The 15,126-nt window shown below is 50.1% G+C and carries 12 protein-coding genes and 1 tRNA gene; 1 reads left to right on the top strand and 12 read right to left on the bottom strand.

The genetic code is table 11. From position 1 onward, the window contains the following. Positions 1–165 precede the first annotated feature (165 nt). The 7 genes from IEW66_RS07130 to IEW66_RS07100 form a co-directional block, all read right to left on the bottom strand. Positions 166–2,238: an ABC transporter ATP-binding protein gene (locus IEW66_RS07130; protein WP_188681539.1), complete on the bottom strand. Its 2,073-nt coding sequence runs from the start codon at positions 2,236–2,238 to the stop codon at positions 166–168. 4 nt (positions 2,239–2,242) lie between these two features. Beyond that, on the bottom strand, positions 2,243–3,130 hold the full coding sequence (locus IEW66_RS07125) for an ABC transporter permease (RefSeq protein WP_188681538.1): 888 nt from the start codon (positions 3,128–3,130) through the stop codon (positions 2,243–2,245). Further along, a complete protein-coding gene (locus IEW66_RS07120) occupies positions 3,127–4,146 on the bottom strand; it encodes an ABC transporter permease (RefSeq protein WP_188681537.1) in 1,020 nt (339 codons plus the stop codon). The genes IEW66_RS07125 and IEW66_RS07120 overlap by 4 nt, the downstream gene beginning before the upstream one ends. Positions 4,147–4,149: 3 nt before the next feature. Continuing rightward, complete coding sequence (locus IEW66_RS07115) at positions 4,150–5,748, bottom strand: ABC transporter substrate-binding protein (protein WP_188681536.1); 1,599 nt, start codon at positions 5,746–5,748, stop codon at positions 4,150–4,152. A gap of 84 nt (positions 5,749–5,832) precedes the next feature. After that, positions 5,833–6,504: a helix-turn-helix domain-containing protein gene (locus IEW66_RS07110; RefSeq protein WP_188681535.1), complete on the bottom strand. Its 672-nt coding sequence runs from the start codon at positions 6,502–6,504 to the stop codon at positions 5,833–5,835. A 267-nt stretch (positions 6,505–6,771) separates the two neighbouring features. Next, positions 6,772–7,596, bottom strand: a complete 825-nt coding sequence (locus IEW66_RS07105) for a G1 family glutamic endopeptidase (protein WP_188681534.1) — start codon at positions 7,594–7,596, stop codon at positions 6,772–6,774. Positions 7,597–7,953: 357 nt separating this feature from the next. After that, entirely contained in the window at positions 7,954–10,533 is a 2,580-nt protein-coding gene (locus IEW66_RS07100; protein ID WP_188681533.1) for an MMPL family transporter, read from the bottom strand. 163 nt (positions 10,534–10,696) lie between these two features. Between IEW66_RS07100 and IEW66_RS07095 the strand changes: the two genes are divergently transcribed. Further along, positions 10,697–10,770: transfer RNA gene (locus IEW66_RS07095), tRNA-Pro, on the top strand. Between the two features lie 529 nt (positions 10,771–11,299). Here IEW66_RS07095 and IEW66_RS07090 read toward each other — a convergent pair. The 5 genes from IEW66_RS07090 to IEW66_RS07070 all read right to left on the bottom strand — a co-directional run bounded on the left by IEW66_RS07090 (position 11,300) and on the right by IEW66_RS07070 (position 14,773). Then, positions 11,300–11,986 (bottom strand): TylF/MycF/NovP-related O-methyltransferase, encoded by a 687-nt coding sequence (locus tag IEW66_RS07090; protein WP_188681532.1) that lies wholly within the window; start codon positions 11,984–11,986, stop codon positions 11,300–11,302. Beyond that, on the bottom strand, positions 11,983–13,155 hold the full coding sequence (gene cas1, locus IEW66_RS07085; protein ID WP_075056584.1) for a CRISPR-associated endonuclease Cas1: 1,173 nt from the start codon (positions 13,153–13,155) through the stop codon (positions 11,983–11,985). Before cas1 ends, IEW66_RS07090 begins: the two co-directional genes overlap by 4 nt. Positions 13,156–13,888: 733 nt before the next feature. Next, positions 13,889–14,122 (bottom strand): glycosyltransferase, encoded by a 234-nt coding sequence (locus IEW66_RS07080; RefSeq protein WP_306789772.1) that lies wholly within the window; start codon positions 14,120–14,122, stop codon positions 13,889–13,891. A gap of 51 nt (positions 14,123–14,173) precedes the next feature. After that, a complete protein-coding gene (locus tag IEW66_RS07075) occupies positions 14,174–14,599 on the bottom strand; it encodes a glycosyltransferase (protein ID WP_188681531.1) in 426 nt (141 codons plus the stop codon). A gap of 15 nt (positions 14,600–14,614) precedes the next feature. Continuing rightward, positions 14,615–14,773, bottom strand: coding sequence for a hypothetical protein (locus IEW66_RS07070; protein ID WP_188681530.1), 159 nt, complete (start codon positions 14,771–14,773; stop codon positions 14,615–14,617). Between the last annotated feature and the right edge of the window lie 353 nt (positions 14,774–15,126).

Below are 15,126 nucleotides of genomic sequence, written 5' to 3'. Positions count from 1 at the left end.
TTTTGGTTTCGGCCCATTTCCTCGGATTCTGAGTGCGGTGTTCAGGGAATTCGATCCTCCACTGTTAATAGTCACATTATGATGGTGCCCTTAAGTCGCTTATCGCACACTCCAAAAAGGTGCGGAGATAGGTATGATGGGTATCGCATCCCACGTACCCCCGTCTCAGGCCTGAGCCTTCATTGCCTCAGCCCTCAGTGTGCCCGCAAAGTGGCACCTCGCACTGTGACCACTGGATATCTCTTTCAATTCAGGTCTTTCCCTTGAGCACACGTCCCTGGAAAATGGGCACCTGGGTTCAAACAGGCACCCGGTGTCCCTATTGCCCTCCTCTGTGCTGAATATCCTCTCTCCCAGCTCGCTCCTGGCGGATCCCCTGAAGCCCCTGCTCGCCACCATTAGGGCCATTGTGTAGGGGTGCAGCGGTTCCGAGATCACCTGGCCCACGCTTCCACTCTCCACCACCTGACCCCTGTATATCACGTAGACTCTGTCTCCTATGTATTTTGCTGACGCTATGTCATGCGTTATATACATTATTGATACGCCAGATTCCTGCTTGAGCCTCCTGAGCAGGTTCAGTATCCCAGCACGCAGGGAGACGTCGAGCATGGATATGGGCTCGTCAGCAATGAGGAGGGACGGGTTGAGGACCAGTCCCCTTGCGATGGCAACTCTCTGCCTCTGCCCGCCGCTGAGCTGGTGCGGGTACTTGTGCATGTACTCTTCCACAGGCCTAAGTTCTACCCTCTCCAGTGCGTCCATCACCTTTTCTTCCAGGCCCTCTCTCAGGCCATTCACTTCCAGGGGCTCAGCCACTGCCCTGGCCACAGTGAACCTGGGGTTTATGCTCTGGAAGGGGTCCTGGAATATACTTTGTATGCTGGTTCGGAGCCTGGACACAGCTCTCCTGTCCTTCAGGTCGACCTTCTCCCCCATATATGATATATATCCTGAGGTGGGTTCATCGAGTAGGCCCACAATCCTGCTGAGTGTTGTCTTGCCTGATCCCGTTTCACCGACGATGGCCACGCACTCGCCAGGGTAGATACTCAAGTTGACGCCGTCGAGGGCAGTTACACCGCTCCCCGCGGAGGCCTTCCCTTCCCTGAGGCCTGACCTCTTGGAGAATACCTTCGTGACGTCCCTGACCTCAATAATCGGTGTACCCTCCGGGCCATGGGCACTTTCCCTGACAGCGCTACTTGCCCTTGCGTCCCTCTTCATCTGCGGCAGTACAGTGCACGATACTGTGTGGCCGGCCTCGACGACCCTAGGTTCATCTGCCCCTGGCTCTCTGCAACTCCCTGTAGCGTACCTGCACCTTGGTTCAAAGGGGCACCCGGTTGGCTTGGTCAGGAGGCTGGGCGGTGACCCCTCTATGGGCAAGACCTCCGATATGTCCTCCTGGATGCTCGGTATGGAGTTTACGAGCATGAATGTGTACGGGTGCCTTGCCCGGGAGAAATCGGATGAGGGTATCATCTCGACCACCTTGCCCGCGTACATGACCATGATCCTGTCGGAGAGCCTTGAGATCATTGAAATGTCATGGGACACGCTCAGCAGGCTCACGTTGAAGGTATCCCTTAGGCGCAGGAGCTCCTCCACTATCTTGTACTGTGTGAGCACGTCAAGGGAGGTTGTGGGCTCGTCTGCAATGACAAGGCTCGGCCTGAGGGATATGGCCATTGCAATGACTACCCTCTGCTTCATGCCCCCGCTCAGCTGGTGTGGGAAGGCGTCGTAGACCCAGTCATCAAGGCCAACCGACCTGAGTAGCTGGAGGCTGAGTTCCCTGGCCTCGTCAGGCGCCTTTTCAGCCCTGTATATGAATATATCGGAGATCTGCTCACCTACCCTGAGCAGCGGATTCAGGCTGTCAAGCGCACCCTGGAACACAACGGAGATGCCCTTCCAGCGCACCATCTTCAGGGATTCCTCTATCCTCCTCTCTCTCTTTGAGCTCCTGAGGGAGAAGGAGGCACCCATCTCGCTGTCCACGATAACCTTTCCGTTGAAGTAGATCCTCCCTGATGTCACGACAGAGTTCTGTGGGAGTATGTGCCCTATGGCCATGGCGAGGGTGGACTTGCCGCAGCCACTCTCCCCGACGATTCCAACACTCTCATTCTTCCTTATGCCGAAGGTCACGTTGTTCAGTGCGTAAACCCGCCTGAGTCCCAGGGTGTACTCTATGGAAAGGTCCTCAACATAGAGGGTGTAATCGTCATACATCTGATCACCTCCTTAGTGTTACGTCTGTTACCTCCCTTATTGTGTCCCCTAGCATGTTGAACGCTATCACTATGAACACAATGAAGAGGCCAGGAAATACAGAGACCCACCACTGCCCGGAGACCACGAACTGCAGGCCCTCTGTCACCATGGCACCGAGTTCTGGGGTGGGCGGAGGTATGCCCACACCAAGGAAGCTCAGACCCGCGGCAACGAGGATCGCATTCCCAAGGTTGAGGGCGTAGAGCACGATGGTTGGCGTTATGGTCTGTGGCAGTATGTGCCGGAGCATTATGTGGGCCCTCGACGCGCCGATGGAAACCGCCGCTGTGACATAAAGTTCGTTCTTGGCAGAGAGCACCGAGCTCCTGGAAACCCTGGCGAAGCCAGGCAGGGAGACCACGGTGACCGCTATCACTATCGTCCAGAAGCCCTGGCCTATGGCTATGGAAATAGCGATTGCCAAGAGTATCGACGGGAATGCGAGGAGTATATCCATGACCCTCATGGCAACGTTGTCCGTGATCCTGCCCATGTACCCGGATACGAGGCCTATGAGGACGCCGAGTGCATATCCAAGCGTTACGGAGAGGAACGCGATGGCCAAATCGAGCCTTATTGCGTAGAGGATCCTGGAAAAGATGTCCCTCCCGTACTCGTCAGTGCCCATTATGTGGGCAGGCGAGGGGGGCAGTATCCTGGCGGCCAGGTCGATCTGGTCCGGCCTGTAGGGAGCAATGTAGGGGCCAAAGGCGGCCAGGACAACGTATATTCCCAGGATCACGATGGCGGCTATCCCGGTGGGTGAATGCATGAAGAGCCTTAGGGCCTCAAATTTGAGGCCAGGTTCCCTGCGCCTTCGGACCAGGCCTAACACTCTCGCCTCACTCACTGTAGCCTCACCCTCGGGTCAACATAGGCATAGAGCAGATCCGCAACGAAGTTAACGAGTGCGAACAGCAGGCCCGAGACCAGCACCACTGCCATGACGCTCGGATAGTCAAGCTGGTCTATGGCCTGGACTGCGTAGAGGCCGAGCCCCTGCCATGAGAACACGGTCTCGGTGAGCACGACCCCGCTCATCAGGGCACCGGCCTGGATTGCAGCGACGGTTATTGCCGGAAGCAGGGCATTGCGCAGGGCATACCTGTTCATGAGGATGTTCCTCGGGAGCCCAATGGCGAAGGCCGTCCTCATGAAGTCCCTGTTCAGGACATCCAGCATGCTTGACCTGACCACTCTGGACAGCGTGGCTATGAGGGCAAGGGAGAGGCCCACGGCGGGCAGGATTATGTGCCAGATGGCATTGCCGAAATCCACGAAGTTTCCGGTTATCAGCGAGTCCAGGATCACCATTCCCGTGATCCTCGGGGGCGGTGTCAGTGAGGGGCTCAGCTGACCGAACGGTGCCGGTGCCAAGCCCAGGTAAGTATAGAAGACCAAGATCATGACGATCTCTATCCAGAACACGGGCATCGAAATGCCAAGCAGCGAGAAGACCCTGCTTATGTGGTCACCGGCCCTGTTGGCCCTGAGAGCTGAATATATACCGAGGTATATCCCTGCTGGGAGACCTATGACCATTGCAGCAATGGCAAGCTCGAAGCTGGCCGGGAAGCGCGTTGCTATCTCGTAGTTGACGGGCTCACCGAGTATGTATGAATAGCCAAGGTTGAGGTGTATCAGGTCGTTCAGGTATATGCCGAACTGCACATAGAGGGGCTTATTGAGGCCGAGTTCGTTCTCGAGCACCTTCAGTTCGGCACCGTTCACCTCCGGACCTATCAGTATCAGGGCAGGGTTTCCAGGGACAATATGGGAGAGTATGAAGGTGACGACGATGATGCCGAATACCGTCGGTACCAGTGCGAGGAGCCTAAAAATGATGAATCGGGTTAGGCTGTTCATGGCCTATCCCATCTTCACCTGGTAGACGAATATGTCAAAGGTCGGGTATATGTACAGGTCGTGCACGTTGGTCGTCATGGGTATGACGTTCTCGAGGTTGAACAGCGGCACCTCAACCGCCTGCTGTGCCAGTATGTCCTGAACCTGCTGGTAGAGCTTGTCCCTCTGCGTCTGGTTGTAGTCCTTGCCTGCCTGTATCAGGTCGTTGGTCACGGTGGAATTGTTGAAGTAGTTGTAGTTCCCGTATATACCGATGTTCAGAGAGCTGAAGAGTGGCCTCATCCCATCGTCAGGTGTTGCAAGCAGGTTGACCCAGCCTTCGTAGAACATGGGCCACTGCCCCAGGCCCACCTCGTCGTTGAAGGTGGCCGATTCAACGCTCTGGAGCTTCAGCGTTATGTTTATCCTTGCCAGCTGCTGTTGCAGTATCGTTGCAATCGAGCTACCTATGGGGTCGCCAGAGGTGTAGTAGAAGGTCGTGGTGAAGCCATGGGGGTAGCCAGCCTTGTCCAGGTACTCCTGCGCAAGCGTGAGGTTCTGGGTGTAGTTCTTGAACGCCGGTATGTACGATTCGATGGTGGGCGCTATGACGCTCTGTATCGGGAGGCCGTAGCCGAATGTGGAGAACTGCGTGAGCTGGGTTGCGTTGACAGCATATTCAATTGCCTTCCTCACGTCAAGGTTGTTGAATGGTGTCACGTTCTCATCCAGGCCTATGTAGTACTCGGAAGAAGTAGGGCCGGCCTTAACCTTCAGGTTCGTGTAGTTGGAGAGCGTGGACATCTGGTTCAGCGGTATGTTCAGCGCAACGTTCACGGACCCCTTCTCCAGCAGGGTCTCCTGTGTGGCCGGGCTCGGCACGACCTCGTATATTATCTTGGTCACGTTGGGCTGCGGGCCCCAGTAGTGGGGATTCGCGACAAGCACGATCTCGCTGGAACTGTAACTCTGCAGCATGTAGGGCCCAGTGCCCATGGCGTGGTCCGACATGTACGGGTTCACGGAGTCCTTCTGCACGCCGCCGTGGTCATTCACGTAGTTGGGGTCAACGATCCCCGTGACCCAGAGCTGGAACAGGTTCAGGAACCACGGGTAGGGTGCCTGGGGGACAAGCAGTATCTTGTACGGCCCAAGTACATGTATACCGGATTCGTTCAGGAACTGTGCAACATGGAAGGAAGCACCCTGTGACATGGTGATGACCCTGTCGAGGGTGAACTGCACGTCTGTGGCGTTGAATGGGTCACCGTTGGAGAAGGTCACGTTCTGCCTCAGGTTGAACAGTATCGAACCGTTGGGGTTCACTGTCCAGTTCGTCGCAAGCTCCGGCACAGGGGTGAGCGAGCCCACTGTCTGGCCGTTCACTGTCGTGGTACCGTACCCGATCAGGGTCTGGTAGATCTGGTCGTCGAAAAAGACTGAGTTTGTGTCAAAGGCCACCGCAGGGTCTATTGAAGTGGGGGTGGCCGAGCTCGCAATGATCAGTGTGTTCCCGCTCTGCTGCTTTGCACTGTGGCTGTGGAGATAGCCTTCAGTTACTCCCAGCCCTATGGCAGCGATAACAATCACCACAATAACAACAGCTACGATTCTACGATTCATCCCAATGAAATTTTAAAACCAACATAAAACAGTTTTTTGAACAGTGACAAATCTTATTAAAAAGACATGATATGTTATGGCAGGTCAGAGGTCTAGAATGTCGTTGAGCACGTCACGCTCCGCTTTCCTGATCCTGTATGTCAGGGTTGTCCTTGGGACGTTGAGCCGCTTGCTCATTTCGCTCAGGCTCACCCTCCTGGGCCAGTCAAAGTACCCAAGCGCCACACTTTCCGCTATCAGCCTGTATCCCTCGAAGCCGTCCCCTGAGTACCTGTGAGCCTTCCAGACCTGCACCTGGGTGTAGAGGTAGAGGTCAAGGAACTCCTCGCTGCTGAGCCTGCGTATCCCGGTGATCTTTGTCATCTCCGTGTCGTGCACCTTCCTCTCAAGGTGTGGTTCGTCGGAGATGAACATCCACCTCTCGATCCCGTTGGAAGCGATGAACGGGTATAGCCTCTGGCCATAGTTCATGAGAGTATGCAGCGCCTCAGTCCTGGCTATGCTGTACCTGCATATTGCGGCATTGCCCTTCTTCACAAGCACGTCCAGGTCGCCAACGTGGTCCTGCTCAGATATGAACCTCAGGGCCTCGTCCACTGTACCATCCCTGTTTGATGCGAACAGGGACACCATCTCCATGCGGCTGCCTGAAGGGTTACCTCCAAGCACGAAGACGCGGAGTCCTCTGATGTTCTTGCTCACCGCGATGTGAGGGCAGTCCCTCTGTGTTATGTCTATAGCGTAGAGATAATGCACCGGTGTGAATGTGTCCGCATATATTAAATGCTCCAGGGTTACGGAACGTTTTTATCAGCAATGCACCCTGGTAATGGACACCTACTTCTTGACTACCGGAATGAGTTGAAATATTTACACGCGGCCCCAATGGCAACTCTCAGGCCGGAGGTGGTGCATTACAGGTGAAGTGCGGGCAGCTTCGGCGTGCACTGAATTTTGCCGGCCTTTTAGGGGAGAGAAGAGTGGGCCCATATAAAGGGCCCTAGGTTGATCCATCTGTAACCTCTACTGTGCCCTGCCAAAGTGCGGCCCGTGGTGCGACGAAGTCGCTTCATACGTCACATAGAAGCTCGTGCCGTCAGAGGACACTGCGGACGGCACTGCCATGGCCTGGCCAGCACTGTTCACCATGACGATCTCTGTGGGTGAGAAGGCACCCATGGGGGCGAACAGGCCCGATATGGAGGCGTAGTCCGTCGTGTGTATTCCGGTGTAGTCATAGCCGAAGTAGGCTGTTCCGAAATTTGCAAGTGGGAGTATGCCAGTGCTAGATGACGGGGCTTCCACTATCCACTCCGCACTGTCGTCAAGGGCACCTGAGACGGTGGCCGTATCCGTGAGCGTACCGACAAGCTGTCCGCTGGGTGTGTAGACGCTTATGGATGTCGTGAAGGTCTGCGACCCTTCATAGGTCACGCTGGCGTACACATAGTCTCCTGCCTGGGCTGTGAAGCTGGCATATACGGGCGCCGCTGGGTAGAACTCGTACCAGACCAGGTACACGGTGTGTTCGTTGTGCCCGAAGCCACTGGGCTCTGCCAGTATGCCTGTCTGCTCCACCGTGTTATCGTTGTAACCGTCAATACCCACCCAGAAGGCTGCATATGAGTTGCCCGAGGTGCTCGTGTCCGGTATGATCAGGGACATCGTGGCGTTGTGCACACTGTAATCTGAAGATACGGCAACGTAGCCAGCCCAGTTTAGCGATTCAGACTGGCTGAATATCGCTCCTCCCATGGTGGGGTGCGCTACAGCCTGTGAGGCCACAGAAAACAGTGCAGCGGATAGGAGAACTGTTAACACTATAACAATTGATCCAACCTTTTCCACATGTGGCATTCGACAGTATCTATATTAAACTTTCAGATCAAATTTCTCAAGTACCGCGGGGCACCCCTGACCTGGAGGTGCATTTGCTCTCCTTCCATTACTGGGCCTATGTCTGCATAGCATGCCCACAGGTACGCATTCGTGCCATTCTGCAGACCTGATACCCTGGAGCCGGGATGATACGTGTTTGGTGTTTCAGTGCAGTGGGATGCTAGCTTTAACTTGAAGGTAAGATCCTATTGCTCCAGGGTCCTAAGGGTTCAGGAAGGACACGACTTCCGCATGGGCATCCCGCAGGGCTGGAGCACCTAAAAAGGTTGTTTCGGGAAGTCCGTTCTTCATTCGGGGACCTCACCACTAGTTTTCCTGCCTCCTGTAGAGCGCAGATATCATCGCAGGAAAGTACACTGTCCTTATTAGGAACGTGTCTAAGAGCAGGGATATTATGAAAGATATGCCGAGCTGCTGCAGGAAGGGTACTGGTATGGCGCTTAGTGAGCCGAGGGAAACCGCCAGTATTATGCCGAGCGTCGATACAGTCCTGCCGGAAGACGCTATCCCTCTGTTGATCGACTCCCTGAGCCCTAGTGACCTCCTGTTCTCGTTTATCCTTGATATTATGAACACCGTGTAGTCACTGCCCAGTGAGAAGAGAATCAGGAAGAGGATCACGGGGATAAGGTATATCAGGGCCTCGTGGAGCAGGTACCTGGAAACAGCGTAGAGTATGAGTGTGCTCCAGGAGACACTGAACAGCACACCGGTGAGCGAGACGAGGGGATACTTCCAGGTCCTGAAGGAGAGACCTATGACCAGGCCGATAACGACCACTATGAGAGCCTCCAGTTCAGAGTATATCTTACTGTTTTGGGCCTGCTGGTCGATTATGCTCGACGTCAGGCCGCCCACTATCAGGCTCCTTTCCGACCTGATCTCCTTCACGGTGTCTATTGCGGACTGTGAATATGGTGACGAAGACAGGTACAGGGTGTAAAGGGCATACCTGTGGCCTATCACGAACTGGCTGTAGTTCGATCCGCTGGATACCTCAGTGCCGTTCAGGTAAGGCCCGTAACCCCTGGCGATGCCAGGGACCGAGAGGAGCATCTGTGCGTAGGAGTGCAGTGCGCTCTCAGGGTCAGGGAGGGAAGAGAGGTTCACGATCACGTACACTGGATAGATCTGGCTGGCCCCGAAGTCACTCTGGATGAGGTTAAGGCCCCTCACTGCGGGGAGGCTCTCCGGCAGGCCGGTGTTGAAGTTGTACGTGGTCGGCACGTGAAAGAAGCCGTAGGCGCCTGCGGTCCCTATGAGCATTACGGCTGCAATCACCGCGTACCTCTTCCCGATGGACCTATCGGAGATCCTGTAGAACGCAGATTTCCTGGTATCCTCTACACTGGCGGGCCTCAGCTTTCCCTGGATAAAGAGCCTCTTTCCGAATATGGAAGCCACAGGTGGCAGGAGCAGTGTCTCCAGGGCAACGGTGGACAGCACTGCCACGAACAGAACGAAGCCCCAGTCCCTGAAGCCAGGTATGAAGTAGAAGGTGAAGAGGCTGAGAGCGACGGTAAGGCCGCTCACCAGTATCGACTTGCCCGACTCCTTCGCTGCTGTCTCAATTGCTTCCTGCTCACTCCTGCCAGCCCTCAGCTCCTCCCTGAACCTAGATAGTATAAAGAGGAGGTAGTCAGCCGATATGCCGAGCAGTACTGCCTCAAGGGTGTAGTTCACGATGAAGCTCACGCTGTGGAAGATCAGGCCCGCCAGGAACTCCGAAGCCATGCCGAGCAGCAGCGAGATGCCGGAGAAGATGAAGACCAGGACTGCAGACTTCCAGGACCACAGGGCAAAGAGGATCGAGATTGCCAGGAATATGAAGAGGAGGCCGAAGATGAAGCCAGACTTTGCAGTCTGCTGGTTCGTCTCGTACGCAATGGCGCCGTTCCCGGTCACTATGGCATTGTCAAAGTAGCCCCTGACGATTGCGTTCACTTTGCTGTAAGCAGCCTCTGAGGCAGTCTCACTCCCCTGAACGTCCTTACCTGAGGGTGTGGAGAATACAACGTAGAGGAGCGTTATGTTCGATGCGTCGTATGTGGAGTTCAGGAAGGAGGGTATGCCGGATAGGCCGAAGTGGGTGACGAAGAAGTAGCCAGGGTCGCTGGAACTGACCGCCGATTCGATGTACTGCCAGTCCAGGTTGAAGCCGTAAGCCTCTGATATGATGCCCGAGGTTACCTCTGAAAGCGCTCTTACAGAGGTGTAGTTGAACACCGTTAACTCCGGGACAAGGGAATCGTTTATGTAGTTCTTGACCAGTGAGATGGAGACTGCCTCCTCGATCCTCTGGCCTGGCATGCCAGCGGTCATGTTGAGGTTCTGCAGGAAAGCGGCCTCGTAGCTGTTGTTCCCATTAAACCCAGAGGCCTTTGCCGCAAGGGAGATCGATGAGTTGCTGAACCCGTACTTTGACCACTCGGTGTAGAATGTGTGGGGGAACGTGAAGAGGTAGTTGGAATTGCTCTGGACTTCACCATATGTCTCCTTGATGAGGGACAGGGCCTTTCCAGAGAGGTACTTGTCTATAAGCGAGGCGTAAGCGGAGTACACTGACGTGGAATGTGAGTAATGGGGCACTCCTGATGCCTGTAAGGCACTCTGCAACTGCAGGACGCGCTGTGCTGTTGAGTTTGCCCATACGGAAGACCAGGAGCTTTCCTGTATCACAACGATGAGCGATGAGTTATTCGAGACATCTGAGGAGATTATCCTCTGGGCCTGGGCAGATTCGGATTTGCTGTTGACCACCACCTGGTTCGAATAGTTGATGTAGTGTGACGAATCGAGAACTGCAGGCGTTATCGCCAGCACTATGACTACCCATATTACAATAATCGGTATTCTCCTGCGAATTAACTTTCTCACAGGCTGCATGCCAGTTGGGAGATTGGACACAATTATAACGCTGCATCAAAATGCTCTTTACAGAATGCACCAGGCATGCCTGGGTCAGAACGTACTTCTGTGGTTAAGGCCATCCCAAGCAAGGTGTAGTATCAGAAAGTAAGAAATACGGATCCGCAATTACAGGATAGCAGGGTCCGTGGGGTAGCCTGGCCATCCTTCCAGCTTCGGGAGTTGGAAACTCCGGTTCAAATCCGGACGGGCCCATTTAAATTATGGGGATATAGATAAGGCTGAAAAAAGTTGACGTTTTTATCATAAATATGTTTTTTTGATATATTAATAATTGAAATTTATTTTCAGAAAATTTGCCTTAAAGTCGGGCATATTAGACTATTTGGGTCAAATGTAAAGTTGTGTCAATGTTAAAATTTACCAATGTTTTATATGTCTAACGTTTGACATTTACAAGTTAATTTTTTTAACTTTTTGTGTTTACCAATCTGCTAACGTTATACAATGTTAAGAGAATTTTAACGATCTTAACCCTTGGATTCAGATGCTTTCCACTCTTTATCTTTGCTTTTATTTTGTAGAGGGCTTGTCGTGATATTCCCATATCCCTGACATCCTTAGGCCTCTATGATAAAATCCATTCATAGAATTCCTTGATATTTTCGTATTCAAGGTATGAATCATCATCTATACCAATAACCCGAGTCTCGTCCAAATTGTTTGATTCTGTGTTTCAAGCTCTGGCACAGCCGAGTTATTGAAAAGTTCTAAAGAATTACCATTACTTCTCTATCAAGAAAGCAACTTGGTTAGCAAGCCAACCATTAAATGGTACTTTAGAGACCATTTTGAATTCTCTATAAAAAGCTGTCTTATAGTCTATGAATGCCTTAAATTCACCGGTTGGTGCACTAAACTCATCAAACATCAAAACATCTCCTTTTTCTAAAAAAGGGTCTAGTGAAGTTAAAACATATAATGTGCTCGAAAATAAATCTGCGTCAAGATGAACAACTATTCTCTGTATCCTTCGAAAAGATTTTAGGAACGGGCGTAGGGTATTTTGGAATAAACCTTTAACCATCTTAACTCTTGAATCATCGATATGTGGAATATTTCCGTTCAAGTTAAATTCACCTCTCCTCATTGTATATGTCCAATCCTCAGGCAACCCTTCAAATGAATCAAAGCCATAGAATCTGCTAACTGGATTTTTGTTTAAAGAAGACCATTCCCTAATGGAATCCCCTTTATAGACACCAAATTCAAGGTAATCAATCGGGTCTTCTTTGATTACTTTATCGTTGATGTACTTGAAATGCTCATGCCTATCATTGAAACTTGGGCAATTCTTATTTTCATCAAAGAATTTTTTTAATAACGGATTCAAATTTAAATTCTCAATTGTAAAACTATGCTTCCACCATAAGATAGGGCTAATCCTCTGAATTGATTGATATATGCTCATTCTATCTTCACCTTTGTCTTGTTATAGAGTTTAATGGTCTTACCCTCTTTAATCTTTCTTTGCTGATACCAGAGAGTTGATTTATTAATTTTCAAGGCTTTCCTTTTTTCAGGATCAATTGACATAATCTTATCCTGCATATCGATAGTATCATTTCTTGAGATTTCAATATCAGGTATCCTGAAATCCAACGTTTTTATTTTTCCAGATACGTATCTGCTCAATTCCCTAACATTCTCAAACATTATGTTATCAAGCGTGTGCTGTTTATTCCTGAATTCATAACGCTTGTTGAAGTTGTCCTTAATTTTTTCAATCAGCCGTTTAGCGGTGTTTGGCTTCAATCTGATATGGTAATTCTCGGTTGTTATGAAATCCGATCTCTTCAATTTTGTTTCCAGTAATTCGATAACAGAATAATCAACAACATACCTGAACAATTCCTGTAAATCGTAGACAAGAGGATGCTTGGACGGCGCTATCTCATGAAGATATCCGATAGAGACATCAAGCCCTATTGTATTGATATCTTTCCTTACCATTGATTCTAATATCGCATATCCATAATTCAGTAAAGCGTTGACTGGATCGGACGCATTCATATTCCACGAGTATGATAGGTTTTTCCTTGACTGAAAATTGAAATCTTTTGCCAGAGAATTGAATATCTTGGATAACTCAGTCCAGTAAGCCGATGCAATGCGTCCCTCATACATCATAAGACCGTTTATGTTATCATAATCCACTCTTTGAATTTCCCTGTTTATTGCTGTTAAATCGATATCATAGAATTTTGATAATGCCTTAATCAAGCCTAATGAGGACTTGACCTTTTGTTTCACGATCTGACTGGCTATGTATAACCTCGATTCAGGATCATGGTATTTTTCATATTGCTTCATTTTCAGATCGGCATTAAGTGTTTCCTGAGGTTGTGTTACGGATAATAAATTTCCATTCCAGTTCAATAACGCTATTGAAACATCGTGCTTTGAAAGCCATCTCATCGCTTCAAAGCTGATCGAACCGTAATGACCGTCAATTATGATTGAATCATAAGGTATCCGGTGAGGTTCTAAGTCTTTTATGAAATCTTTCTGCTTTATGATAAGATGTGCTTTATTCACCTCTATTGAAATGCCAAAGCCGGATAACAGTAAGGGATTCATCGGATCACCTTTGGTAAAAGTATTTCCTTCAATACTGAATTTGAATATCCGTTTTCAGCAACATTGCCATTGAAGGAATCAACAATAAAATACGATCTAAGTATCGTTAAAAGAGGATTGTCATTCAAGACATTTTTGAAGTTTAATATTCCAGTAATAAATGACATCGGATTTTATGATTACACATTCGGGAACACACATTGCATTCCCACAATAGATACGAATAGGATGAGGGGCACGTACCTGAACGGTTATCTGTTTACAGGAAGATAGGCATAGATCTGAGGAAGGAATACCCTCCTCTTCACTCGCTCAGGTGGGAAATAGAACGCACTTTCTCCCTACTTGAAGGCATAATGGGTATGGAGTGAACACCTGGCATGTTAAGGACAGGGGTTACGGAACATCACTCCGACTAAAGGCAATTGCTTACAACTTCATGACCATATCAAACATGAAGAGAGGAGAAAGACTAATGGAGGTAATGGAGATCGTCGTTTGCTGAAGGATGAGACACCCTAAGGGTGTCTCATCTTATGTCTGTCAGCGATTTAGCGTCACCATATCTCTCTCCTATCGATCTGATGCTTGATATCACAGCAAGGATGTATACGATCCCCTCATAGAAATCTACAGTGTTAGGGTCCCGCTCAACCCCGCCTGATGTTCTTAGGCACTCGTCGAGCCATCTGGGAAATGTGAGACACCCTATTGATTCAAACTTGTTCACCAACTAAACTCTGTTCTCTAAAGCATACTCGATTCCGTCCAGTATGCTCCTTTCATCTTTCTTCACGAAGACGCCTGCCTCAACCAGGGTCTCCCTGAAGACAGCTATATCGCTCACAACAGCTGGTGTTCCACAGAACAGAGCTTCTAGAGGTGGATAACCAAACCCCTCAAAATCAGAAAGCCTAATCAACACTGACGCCCTGTTATATAGCTTTGCGAGTTCCTCGTGCGGGATCAGGTCTTAATTTTCATCTGCCACAACATCTCTGCCTACGTGAATGTGGTATTACTTTCGCTTGATGGCCTTGTTAACAATAGAGTTGTTATTATGAGTCCAGTCACCCACATTAAGGACAGTCTTTTCTTCCTTGTCGATTCCCTCAATCTTCTTAAACACGGGGTCTATGTAATGGTATATTACTGTGAAATTCTCTTCCCTGTATCCATCCTTAATAAGCTCTTCCTTCGTCTGCTCTGATATAGAAATCACATTACTGAAGCTGGCATACTTCCTGACGATCTTTGACGTCAGCCTAATCAGCCATGAGTTGTTCCACTTGAAATATGTATCGTGCAGCGTAACAACGCTCTTAGCCCTGTATTCCGTTCCAATGAAGAAAAATGGAGTAAGCACATGTGGGGACTTTCCCTTATAGTATTTCTTCATGAGAGACCTAAAGGTAAAGAGGTTTAGTAGGTAGCCGTTTGTCAATGGTGGAAAATAGCCTTACACCTTTTCTCCAGGATAATCCATGTCCCAGTAACGCTTATCCGTAACGAGTGAGACTACGTTCTTTCCTAGAATGGCCTGCATCCTCCCAGCGAATTCCCCTATACCGCGAGCAGTTGGCACGTTGTTCAGGCCGGCAATTTTGTCTATGCCCACCGTCGCAGCCTAGGATCAACTTTGCATGTTATAAAGATTAGAAAATTCGGTGCTTCTGGAGTTTCATAAATGCAAGGCAGGCCACGGCAAAACGCGGCATGTTAAGGCCAGAAATCAAGTGTAGGCCACTCCAAACAAAGCAATCTTTGTTGACGTCAAGCAATAAAAGAGAAAAATGCGCACTTTATCCACAACCTCTCCTTTGGATCCTGAAAAAGATCGCTATATACGGATCCGATTTACTATCAAGTAATAGTGTTAAGTTCGAACGCAATCTAGAGTCTAGTAACCTAGGCATATCTATTTGAGCACAGTTCCAAAGAACGCCTGATAGTCTGAACCTCATGGCCCCT

This window comes from Thermogymnomonas acidicola, from assembly GCF_014646795.1.
Lineage (GTDB): Archaea > Thermoplasmatota > Thermoplasmata > Thermoplasmatales > Thermoplasmataceae > Thermogymnomonas > Thermogymnomonas acidicola.
This window is presented reverse-complemented; position numbering and strand designations above follow the sequence as displayed.